The sequence below is a fragment of the Noviherbaspirillum denitrificans genome (assembly GCF_002211445.1).
GTDB classification, from domain to species: Bacteria; Pseudomonadota; Gammaproteobacteria; order Burkholderiales; family Burkholderiaceae_D; genus Noviherbaspirillum; species Noviherbaspirillum denitrificans.
The window spans coordinates 1,950,265-1,961,337 of the sequence record NZ_LSTO01000001.1; the positions used below are offsets into that span (position 1 = coordinate 1,950,265).

Here is an 11,073-nt window from a genome sequence, read left to right on the forward strand (position 1 = left end):
AATGCACGGCGGCGCGTTGCCGTCAACGCATGATGAACGGAATCACCCCGCACAGCATCGCGGCCGCGAACATGACCAGCGACGCCGACAGTGACCACATCAGGGTATAGCGCTGGTGGTCGCCGAACTCCACCTTGGCCATGCCGACCAGCAGATAGGTGGAGGCGACCAGCGGGCTCAGCAGGTGTACCGGTTGGCCGACGATGGATGCGCGGCCGATTTCCGCCGGGCTGATGCCGTACACCGCAGCAGCCTTTGCAAGGATAGGCACGACGCCGAAATAGAACGCATCGTTCGAGATGAAGAAGGTGAAGGGAATGCTCAGCACGCCGGTCACCATCGCCATGTAAGGCCCGAGCGAAGGCGGGATGGATGCGATCACGCTGTTGGCGATCGCATCCACCATCTTGGTGCCCGATAGAATGCCGACGAACACGCCGGCGGCGAAGATCAGCGCCACCACCGGCAGCGCATTGGCGGCATGCGTCGCGATGCGTTCTTTCTGGTCCTCGAGCCGCGGGTAGTTGATCATCACGGCAACGGCGAACGCGACCATGAACAGCACCGGCAGCGGGAAAGCGCCCCAGATCAGGAGTCCGAGCAAGGCCATGGTCAGTCCGGCGTTGATCCATAACAGCTGCGGGCGGGCGGTGCCAGGGAGGCTCAGCGTGATGGTCGTGGATCCGGCGCCGGTGGCGGAAACATTGTCCGCGCCGGCCATGCTGATCGTTCCCAATCGTGCGCGTTCCTTCTTGCCGAGCATCCAGGCCACGAACAGCACCCACAGCGCGCTGACCGCCATGGCCGGAATCATCGGTACGAAAATCGACCCAACATCCACGCCGAGCGCGCTTGCCGCGCGGGCGGTCGGACCGCCCCAGGGCAGGATGTTGAAGACGCCGCCGGCCAGCATGATGACGCAGGTGAGGACCAGGCGGCTGATGCCGAGGCGCATATACAAGGGCAGCATGGCGGATACGGTGATCATGTAGGTGGTCGAACCGTCGCCGTCCAGTGACACGATCATGGCGAGCACGGCGGTGCCGACCACGATCTTCATCGGATCGCCACCGACCAGCTGCAGTATCTTCCTTACCACCGGATCGAACAGGCCGGCATCGATCATGATGCCGAAGTACAGGATCGCGAACATCAGCATGATGCCGGTCGGCGCAAGGTTCTTGATCCCGGTGAGCATCATCGGCCCCAGTTCCTGGCCGAAGCCCCCGGCGAGGGCAAACGCGATGGGAACAAGGATCAGCGCGGTCAGGGCCGGCAATCGTTTCGTCATGATCAGATACATGAAAACGATGACCATCGAATAAGCAAGCACGGTGAGCATCAAAATGCCTCGGATGTAGGGATTTCTATAACAGGGAACGGCTTCAGGCCGGACGTTGGGTGTCAGGCGAAGCTGGCGGGTCATGCATTGAAGAAGGACGAAGAACGCCGTTGCCGGCACGTCCGCTCAATTGACGGCGGACTATAACTGGCAGGTGCTGTCAGTTTGCTTTCAAGACGCGTTTGCTTCGGCCGGCTCCGTGTCGCGGAGTTGTTGAAACGCTGGTAACAGGCCGGAGCGGCCATGTTGGCGAGGGGCAGGGGAACAGTTGGCGATCGTCCCCTGTGTGCCTCATGGAAGACGCCTGAAGAAGCGACTTCGCGAGGGAGAGGTGTGAAGTGTTTCAATCAAGAGGCTGCGCCGGCAGACGGCACAGCCTCCTGATTTATTTACAGCTTCTCGGCCATGCGGCGTACTTTTTCCACGTCCCTGGCGGAGATATGGCCGCGATCGGAAACGCTCTGCGCCATGACGATTGCCTTGATGACCACGTCGAGCAGCGCGCCGAACGTCAAGCCGGATGCAGGGCGGCGGGCAAGGGTGGTTTCAAGCGACGGATGGAGTGTGGCGGCGGTAGTCATGGCAATGTCCTTTGTGAATTCGTGCGTACTGGGACCAATATACGAGCGGCACCGACGCATTCCCAATTTCGAATCGTGTTGCCTGCCATCACCCGCATGAATAACAGCCGAGGTCCTTCACGAGTGTGCGCTGCGGGCAGCGCATTACAAATGAACAAATGACGAAACGTCCGCGGAATTCTCGCGCGGCGACTTCCCACCTTCTGCGTCTATCGATGCGGACGGATGATTGATGTGCGGTGTTCCGGGCATCGCGCGCGCAGGTGTCCGGTCAGTGCCGCAGGCCCCGGGTCTGCGTCACGGCACCCGACAAGCCGTACTTCCGAATCTTTTCGTACAGGGTGCTTTTTGCAATGCCAAGGCGTGCAGCCGCCTTGGTCAGGTTACCGGCGCTGTAGGAAAGCGCGGCGCTGATCGATGCCGCCTCGGCAGATTCGAGCGAGCAGATGCCTTCGGCAACCGGAGGCAATGACGCTGGCGCGGCGACGTGTGCGCCGTGTCCGGCTTCCGTTGCAATTTCGGGCGGCAAGTCTTCCGCCCTGATCACGCTGCCTTGCGCCATCAGCAAGGCGCTTTCGACTGCATTGCGCAGCTCGCGGATGTTGCCGGGCCAGTTGTAATTGACGAGCCTGCGCGAGGCCTCGTCATCGAAGGCGGCGGGCGGCGTGCCATAGCGCTCGCACAGGCGCTTGAGCCACTCGGCGACCAGCGCCGGAATGTCGTCCTTGCGTTCGCGCAGCGCGGGAATGCTGATATTGGTCACCGCAATCCGGTAGAACAAGTCCATCCGGAATTTTCCCTGGGCGACATCGTCACGCAAGTTGCGGTGCGTTGCCGCGACCAGGCGGATATTCACCTTGCGCGGGGTGTTTTCGCCGAGCCGGTAGATCTCGCCCTCTTCGAGCACGCGCAGCAGGTGCGGCTGGATATCGATCGGCATTTCGCCGATCTCGTCGAGGAACAGCGTGCCACCGTTGGCCGCTTCGATCTTGCCCGCGGCACCTGACTTGCGTGCGCCGGTAAAGGCGCCTTCCGCGTAGCCGAACAATTCGCTGGCAAGCAGGTCGCGCGACAGGCCGCCGCAATTGAGGGCAACGAACGGGCCGCTGGCGCAACTGCTGGACTGATGGATGGCCTGCGCGAACAACTCCTTGCCGACCCCGGTTTCGCCGAGCAGCAGCACGGGAACCTTCGCCGGCGCGAGCTTCTCGGCTTTCTCCAGGGCCGCCAGCAGCGCGGGGCTGTTTCCGATGATGCGGGCGAATGCAGGAACCGCACGCTCGCGCAGCCTGTCGTCGGCAGTCTTCAGGGACAGGCGCCGGCTCACCGCGGGAAACACGATCAGGAAGCCGAGCGTGTCGCCATGATCCCTCATGGTTTCGATGTGCGCATCCCGCAACCATTCGGGCAGGAGGGCAGGCGATGCCGCACTGGAGAGTGCTTCAGGGCTGGCAATCGGTACCGTGTCGCCGAGTTTCATCGCAACGCCGCGTTGCGCGAGCATCGGCGCCGCATGCTGGTTGGCCTTGACCAGCCGGCCGTGTTCATCGGCGACCAGTACGGCATCGTTGCGTCCGGCGCCGAACTGGACGGCGCAGCGATCCAGCAGTCGGAGGCGGCGCTCCATCAGCAGCTTGGCCAGCCTGCTTTCGATGCGGCCGGCCATCGATACGGCCAGCGCCAGGCTGTGCCGGCTGTACGTGTCGGCAAGGCCGGATACATCGATGACGCCGAGCACGCGGCGGTCGAGCGGGTCGCGGATCACCGTGGCGGAACAGGTCCAGCGCTTGATGCCGGCGCAGAAATGTTCGGCTCCATGGATTTGCACAGGTTGCTGCAACGCGAGCGCGGTGCCGATGGCGTTGGTGCCGCAATTCAGCTCGGTCCAGTTACAGCCGGGAACCAGCCTGACTTCACCGGCCGGTTCCACGATACGGGTGTCGCCCTCGAGTTGGAGAATCATGCCATCCGGATCGGCGAGCAGCATGATGGTCCCGGTCTGGGCGAGGAAATCCCGGGTCTGTTCGATCAGGGGAATGCTGGCGTCCAGCAGCCGTACATTCTTGGCCTGGCTGGCATCGAGTGTGGCGTTGTCCGGCGGCGTCGGCGCACCGTCGGCCCGGGGATCGACATGGCCATCGAGGCACCGCCGCCAGGAGTCATCGACAACGCCCCGCAATTCTCCCTGGGGCAGGGCATCGCCGCTGATCAGGTGCTCCCACGCGAGCAGGACGCTGGCGTCGAGGTCGGGGCGGGAAAACCAGTCCATTGGCGTGCTTGTCGTAGGCATTCCATGTCTCCTTGCGGGCCTGATTTTTATTGGATCCGGGGATAGCGTGGCCTGTTTGCAATCCTACTCCTGTCCGGCTTCCCCGTCGCGGGGCGAAAAGCGATGCTGAAGAGGCAAAATATATACCAGGTACCGGCTGGCGATGCCGCGCGCCGGATCAAGGGCGCGGCGACCGGATGCGGCGAATCCACTGTCCGGAAATCAAACGGCCGTCCGAAATTCGAACGGCCGTGATCCGGACGGCGGACGGGATCAGCCCGCGCGTTCAGGCACCGGCAGTTTCACCCACTCGGTATAGAACGCCTCGATGTCCGGCTCGAAGTCGTGCACCACCGGATACCACGGCGTGGGCGCTTCCACATCGTGCATCGTCCCGCATTCCGGGCAGTAGTACTCGCGGTAGACCTGCCACTGGGTATCCGGCGCCATCAGTTTCGGATACACCTCGGTCATCGCTTCTTCGTTGTCGCGCACATAGATGTTGGCATGCAGCTTCCAGTTTTCCCGGTAGTCGCAAAAAACATGGCCGCAGTCGCATTGCGTGACCCATTTCCTGGTCTTTGCCTGCTGCACGATGTACATGTGCGGCCCGAGCGGCAGGACGATGCGGTCCTTCCAGCCGAGCTTCTTTTGCAACGCATCGACGTACATCTGGAAGCGCGCGGTGTCCTTGGGCATCGACAGCATGCGCATCGTGGTGTCCCAGTCGAGCTTGCCGTCGATCAGGTTCTTGATTTGTTCACTGGTATAGGTAGACATGTTGATTCCTTTTCGGTTGGAGCGGCAGCGTCATTCTTCGACCAGCACGACAGTGTTGACGTCGGGCATCTTGGACAAGTCCATGCGGAACCTGGAGCCGTAGGTCGGCACATCGAGTTCTTCCTCGGTGAGCGTCCACGACGCCGGCAGGTCCCAGAAGTCGCGGAACTGTTGTTCGAACTTCTTCGACAAGCCGAAGCTGGTGGCGAACATGTGCTGCACTTGCGGCGCCGCGTGCTTGACCAGGATGCGGTCGCGCTCGGTTTTCATCCATTCGCTCGTCGGCTGCGAACGGGCGAGGCGCTGCTTGCGGATTTCCAGGCGCTGCAGCGCGGTCTTCTGCGCATCGACGTGCCATACGCCATTGGTATCCTTCGTCGCGATCGCACCGTAAACCTTCTGCGCGTATTCCGGCAGCAGCAGCGCATTGTTCAGGTCGCGCTCGATGCCTTCCGGCTCGCGGTCCAGCGGGTCTCCGAATCCGGGGCCGCCGCGCAGGTAGTTCAGGTACAGGTCGTAGTTGTCGTAGCAGTCCTCGGTCGTCATGCACTGCTTGTCGCGTTTGACGACGGCACCGGCGTTCAGGTGGTTCTCGTAGTCAGGCAGGTCAGGGTTGAGGTCGCTGCCCAGCGGCAGGGAATCACCGGCCGCGATGCGCTCCTTCAGGCCGGTCTTGTGCGCCTCGAAGCGGTAGCCGGTTGCCGCCGGATAGCCGCCCATCAGGCCCCAGTCGCTGTTCATGTAGCCGTTGCCCATGAAGAACATGGTCCAGTCCTGTGCCTTCCACACCATGCGCAGCGTCTCGAAACCGCAGCCGCCGCGATGCTTGCCGTAGCCGCCGGAGTTGGTCTTGATGTTGCGCCCGAGGTAGAGCAGCGGTTCGGCCATTTCCCAGATCTCGATGTCGCCCATGTCGCCTTCGGGATTCCAGATCGCTGCCGCGTGGCTCAGGCCGTCCTTGATGGCGCAGGCGCCGGTGCCGCAGGACGAGGCTTCGAAGCTGTTGACCGCGTGGATGTCGCCGTCCTGATTGATGCCGCCGCCCTGCAGCCAGTTCGAGGTGTTGGCATTGCCCGCGTTGACTTCCTCCAGATAGCCGCGGCTGAAGTACGCCTGCGACAGGCCGCGCCACATCGCGCTCCAGCCGGAGACGAGGAAGTGCCAGGCGTAGGCGTGGCCGGTGCGGCGGTCATCCGGGTTCATCCAGGTGCCCTTGGGCAGGTGGAATTCCGTGCCGAAGTAGGCGCCGTCGTTGATGCGCTGGGTGGGCACCAGCGTCTGCGTCATCATCACCCAGATGCCACTGGTAAAGGCAACCTGGTGCGCGTTGTAGGAGTGCCAGCCCCAGCGGCTCGCGCCCTCGAAATCGAGCCGCCATGAGCCATCCTTGCGGATCTCCATCTCGACCGGCGAATGCATGATCGAATCGAGCTTGGCGAACGCATTGGAAGTCTGCACATCCTCGTGCGCATACGGCACGTCGACAAAGGCTACCTTGCGATACTTGCCCGGCAGCGTCATCGCCTTGATACGCGTCTGCAGGCCGCGCCGTCCTTCCTCGATCACTTCGAACGCAAACTTCTCGTAGGATTCCAGGCCTTCCTCGGCGATCACTTCTTCGATCAGGTCGCGAATCATGTGGCAGCCGGCGATGCGGGTGCGCTCGTCGAGGATCCAGTATTTCGGCGTGCGCACCGAGCGCTGGCTTTCATGCAGCCAGTCGCGCAGCGGCGTATCGTTCACGCCGGTCTTGCGGCAGGTGATCATGTAGCCGTCGCCGAAGCGCTGCGTCTGTCCGGTGGACATCGAGCCCGGTGTCACCGCGCCGGTGTCGATCACGTGCGTCACGCCGCCGACCCAGCCGACCAGCTTGCCTTCGGCGAAGATCGGCACGATGGTCGCGATGTCGCACGGGTGCACGTTGCCGATCGAACAGTCGTTGTTGGTGAACATGTCGCCGGGATTGATGCCGGGGTTGGCTTCCCAATTGTTCTCGATCATGTACTTGATCGCCGCGCCCATCGTGCCGACGTGGATGATGATGCCGGTCGAGGTCAGGATGCAGTCGCCGGCGGCATTGTAGAGCGTGAAGCACAGTTCGCCTTCCTGCTCCACGATCGGGCTGGCGGCGATCTTCTTCGCCGTTTCGCGGGCATGCACAAGGCCGCCGCGCAGTTTCGAGAACAGCTTCTCGTAGCGGATCGGATCCTTCTCGCGCAGTTCCAGACGGGTCAGGCCGTTGTAGTGGCCGGTGTCGGCGGTGCGCTGGAGGATGCCGTCGCGGAATTCCTTCAGCGTTTCGCCGGTCTTGAGCAAATCGGCAAAGCCGACTTCCTTAGTGGACATCATGTTCATGGCGTGTCTCCTTAGTTCGTTTCTTTGAGGTGGAAGAGGCGATGCTTGTCGAGCGTCGTGGCGAAGCCGTTGGGCACCACGAAGGTGGTGGCGTCCGACTCGATGATGGCCGGGCCGACAATGGTGTTGCCGGGCTTGAGGGCTTCCATCTTCCACACGATGGCGTCATGCCATTTCTTGTGGCGGTACAGCGGACGCGTGCCGATCAGTGCTTCCTTCGGCGGCATCAGGTCGCCGGCCGGATCTTCCGGCAGTACCGGCTTCTGGGTGACGACCATGCCGCGCATGATGGCGCCGGTGACCGAGAATCCCAGCTCCGGGGAGCGCGCGGAACTCGCATAGACGCGTCCGTAGGTCTCCTCGAAGGCGACGACGATGCGGTCCCAGTCCTCTGCGGTGGCGGCGCTGGCGATCGGCGAACTGATTTCAAGGTCATTGAGCTGGCCCATGTACTGCATGCGGTAACCGGGACGCAGGATCACATCTTCCGCAGCGAAGCCATTGATCTTGAACTCCTCGATCACTTTCGCGGCAAGGTCCGCCCAGGCGTTCTGGATAGTCTGCGCGGCCTGCACCTTGTCCTCGTCGGCGGCATCCTGCGGCAACGCCAGGTCCACGCTCTTGTCGTAGCGGTACTCGAAGTCCGCGCACGCGCAGCCGAAAGCGGAGAAGCCCGCGGCCCACGCCGGCACGACCACATCCTTGAAGCCCAGTCCTTCGGTATAGCCGTAGGTATGTACCGGGCCGGCGCCGCCGTAGGAGAAGCAGACGAAATCCGTGGGGTTGTAGCCCTTGGCGCTGACGTTGGAGCGCAGGTATTCACGCAGTTGCAGGTCGAGCAGTTCGATCACGCCAGCCGCCGCATCTTCCACCGTCAGGCCGAGCGGATCGGCGATCTGCTCCTTGATGTGCCGGCGCGCGCGGTCGACATCCAGCTTGATGGCGCCGCCAAGGAAGTTGTTCGGGTTCAGGTAACCCAGCACCACGTGGCAGTCCGATACCGAGACCGTATCCAGCCCGCTCTCCGGCCAGCAGGTGCCGACACGGTAGCCGGCGCTGTCCGGGCCGAGCTTGATCGCACCGCTGTACGGGTCGAGGCGCACGAAACTGCCGGCGCCCGCACCGACCGAGTCCATCGTCACCAGCGGCAGGGACAGGACCAGGCGTGCCATGTCGGGATCGGAGGCAATCGCAAAATTGCCCTTGGTGATCAGCGCCATGTCGAACGAGGTGCCCCCGATGTCGGAGCAGGCGATATTGTCGTAGCCCAGGGCTTCGCCAAGCAGCTTGGAGCCGATCACGCCGCCGATCGGACCGGACACGATGGTACGTGCGAGCTCCTTCGCCTTCCAGCTGATCGTGCCGCCGTGCGTGGCCATCACCCGCAGGTCGAATTTCGCGCCGTGCTTCTTGAAGCGGTCGCTGACCTTCTTCAGCGTCTGGCGCGACGGCTCGGCGGCGTATGCTTCGAGCACTGTCGTGTTCATGCGGTGGCTTTCCTTGCGCTGCGGGTAGTAGTCCACCGAAGCGAAAACCGGGATGTCGGCGCCGAGCTTCTTCAATTCCTCCCGCGTCACATCGCGCGCACGCTGCTCGCTGAGGCCGTTCTTGTGCGATTGCAGGAAGCAGATCACGATCGCCTTCGAACCGGCGGCAACCAGTTCGCGCGTGGCCTGGCGCACTTCGTCTTCACGCAGCGGAATGACGACCTGTCCCTGGACATCGGTACGCTCGGTCACGCCGCGCGTGCGCGACAGCGGCACCAGCGGCTCGTCGTAACGGTGGGTGTTGAGGTGGATGCGTTCCTCCAGCGCATAGCCGAGATAGCTCTGGATCGCGCGGCCCATCGAGTGAACGTGTTCGAATCCCTTGTTCACCATCAGGCCGACATCGAGCCCCTTGCGCTGCACGACGCGGTTGAGCATCGCGGTGCCGGAATACACGCAGGTCAGCAGTTCGGGATACACATCGTCGACGGTGCGCTTCCAGTGCGCGAGCGCGTCCTGCGACGAATTGAAAATCGCGAGCGATTCGTCCTGCGGATTGCTCTGCGCCTTGCCGACGACGAAACGCCCGTCCGAGCGTACGAAAAAGGTGTCGGTCATCGTGCCGCCGGCATCGATGCCCATCACCTGGACTTGGGACTGTACTTGCATAGCCATATCTCCTTCCGTTGTTGTTATCCACGCGTGCAGGGGACTGCGTCGTGGGCAAACGCATCGCAGTACGTAATGCGATGGTCAAGCCGCTACATCGCAAGGGCTGTGCCCGGCGCGGCGAATAACGAACTTGTCCTTGTCGATCAAGGACTTGCGGCGAAATCAGGTGGCGCAGGACAGTCTGTGCCGCCGGCGGACGCAGGGATTTCGAACGACGAAGGCGTTTGATTTTCGAACTGGCCAAGGTGTCCCTGGCGGGCGCATGGTGATGGGTGGCTTTGCACGGGCGGTGCTGCCAGGGCGCGGAATGCCGACTTGAGTTTCATCAAGGCAAACCGATCCGGCGGGCGCTTCCGCGGGGCAGCCTTATCTCAAGGATTGACTCCGCTTCCCGCAGCTGATAAAGCACATCCTGCACCGTCAAAAAAATTCGGACCTTCAACTGGTCCAATACACGATTAGGAATGGCGTTGCCTCTCGGCAAGGTGCGCCACGGAACGGATGCGCTTTTTGTGAAAGACTTTCAAATGAGCAACGATCAAGCTAGCAAAGACCATCAATTGCGCGAAGCCGCGCTCGACTACCACCGCAGCCCCACGCGCGGGAAGATCCAGGTCGTCTCGACCAAGGCGCTGTCCAACCAGCGCGACCTGTCGCTTGCGTACTCGCCGGGCGTGGCCTTCGCCTGCGAAGAAATCGCCAAAGACCCGTCAACCGCCGCCGAATACACCTCGCGCGGCAACCTGGTCGCGGTGGTGACCAACGGCACGGCAGTGCTGGGACTCGGCAATATCGGCCCGCTCGCCGGCAAGCCGGTGATGGAAGGGAAGGGCTGCCTGTTCAAGAAATTCGCGGGCGTGGACGTGTTCGACATCGAACTCGATGAACATGACCCGGACAAGCTGGTCGACGCCATCGCGATGCTCGAGCCGACCGTCGGCGGCATCAACCTCGAAGACATCAAGGCGCCGGAATGCTTCTACATCGAGAAGAAGCTGCGCGAGCGCATGAATATCCCCGTCTTCCACGACGACCAGCACGGCACCGCGATCATCTCCGCCGCCGCGCTGCTGAATTCGCTGAAAGTGGTCGGCAAGGATATCGCCAAGGTGAAGCTGGCCGTCTCCGGTGCGGGCGCGGCCGCGATTGCCTGCCTCGACACCATGGTCAGCCTCGGCGTGCGCCGTGAAAACGTCTACGTGGTTGATTCGCGCGGCGTGATTTTCCACGGCCGCGACGCCAAGATGGAAGAGAACAAGGCACGCTACGCGCAAGATACCAATGCGCGCACCCTGGCCGACATCGTCAAGGACGCCGACGTCTTCCTGGGCTGCTCGACCGCCGGCGTGCTCACCGGCGAAATGGTCGCCACCATGGCCGACCGCCCCATCATCCTCGCGCTCGCCAACCCGGAACCGGAAATCCGTCCCGAAGTGGCCAAGGCCGCGCGTCCGGACTGCATCATCGCCACCGGCCGTTCGGACTATCCGAACCAGGTCAACAACGTGCTGTGCTTCCCCTACATCTTCCGCGGCGCGCTCGATTGCGGCGCCACCAAGATCACGGAAGAGATGAAGCTGGCCTGCG

General features: G+C 62.7%; 7 protein-coding genes. 1 reads left to right on the plus strand and 6 read right to left on the minus strand.

What is annotated here, in order from left to right:
• Positions 1-22: 22 nt before the first annotated feature.
• From AYR66_RS09605 to AYR66_RS09630, 6 genes are all read right to left on the minus strand, one after another.
• Positions 23-1,342 (minus strand): CitMHS family transporter, encoded by a 1,320-nt coding sequence (locus tag AYR66_RS09605; RefSeq protein WP_088707312.1) that lies wholly within the window; start codon positions 1,340-1,342, stop codon positions 23-25.
• Between the two features lie 389 nt (positions 1,343-1,731).
• Positions 1,732-1,923: a hypothetical protein gene (locus tag AYR66_RS09610; protein ID WP_141104050.1), complete on the minus strand. Its 192-nt coding sequence runs from the start codon at positions 1,921-1,923 to the stop codon at positions 1,732-1,734.
• 271 nt (positions 1,924-2,194) lie between these two features.
• Positions 2,195-4,213, minus strand: coding sequence for a sigma-54-dependent Fis family transcriptional regulator (locus AYR66_RS09615; protein WP_234814865.1), 2,019 nt, complete (start codon positions 4,211-4,213; stop codon positions 2,195-2,197).
• A gap of 252 nt (positions 4,214-4,465) precedes the next feature.
• The gene (locus tag AYR66_RS09620; RefSeq protein WP_088707315.1) at positions 4,466-4,972 is read right to left on the minus strand and encodes an acetone carboxylase subunit gamma; all 507 of its coding nucleotides are present in this window, start codon (positions 4,970-4,972) and stop codon (positions 4,466-4,468) included.
• A gap of 30 nt (positions 4,973-5,002) precedes the next feature.
• Positions 5,003-7,327, minus strand: coding sequence for a hydantoinase B/oxoprolinase family protein (locus AYR66_RS09625; protein WP_088707316.1), 2,325 nt, complete (start codon positions 7,325-7,327; stop codon positions 5,003-5,005).
• 11 nt (positions 7,328-7,338) lie between these two features.
• Positions 7,339-9,483, minus strand: coding sequence for a hydantoinase/oxoprolinase family protein (locus AYR66_RS09630; RefSeq protein WP_088707317.1), 2,145 nt, complete (start codon positions 9,481-9,483; stop codon positions 7,339-7,341).
• A gap of 530 nt (positions 9,484-10,013) precedes the next feature.
• Between AYR66_RS09630 and AYR66_RS09635 the strand changes: the two genes are divergently transcribed.
• On the plus strand, positions 10,014-11,073 hold a 1,060-nt coding region (locus AYR66_RS09635; RefSeq protein WP_337366882.1), incomplete at its 3' end, for a malic enzyme-like NAD(P)-binding protein.

Coding starts and splice junctions, on each gene's coding strand:
- AYR66_RS09610 (WP_141104050.1), bottom strand. CDS start 1,923: ATGACTACCGCCGCCACACTCCATCCGTCGCTTGAAACCACCCTTGCC.
- AYR66_RS09630 (WP_088707317.1), bottom strand. CDS start 9,483: ATGCAAGTACAGTCCCAAGTCCAGGTGATGGGCATCGATGCCGGCGGC.
- AYR66_RS09605 (WP_088707312.1), bottom strand. CDS start 1,342: ATGCTCACCGTGCTTGCTTATTCGATGGTCATCGTTTTCATGTATCTG.
- AYR66_RS09615 (WP_234814865.1), bottom strand. CDS start 4,213: ATGCCTACGACAAGCACGCCAATGGACTGGTTTTCCCGCCCCGACCTC.
- AYR66_RS09620 (WP_088707315.1), bottom strand. CDS start 4,972: ATGTCTACCTATACCAGTGAACAAATCAAGAACCTGATCGACGGCAAG.
- AYR66_RS09625 (WP_088707316.1), bottom strand. CDS start 7,327: ATGAACATGATGTCCACTAAGGAAGTCGGCTTTGCCGATTTGCTCAAG.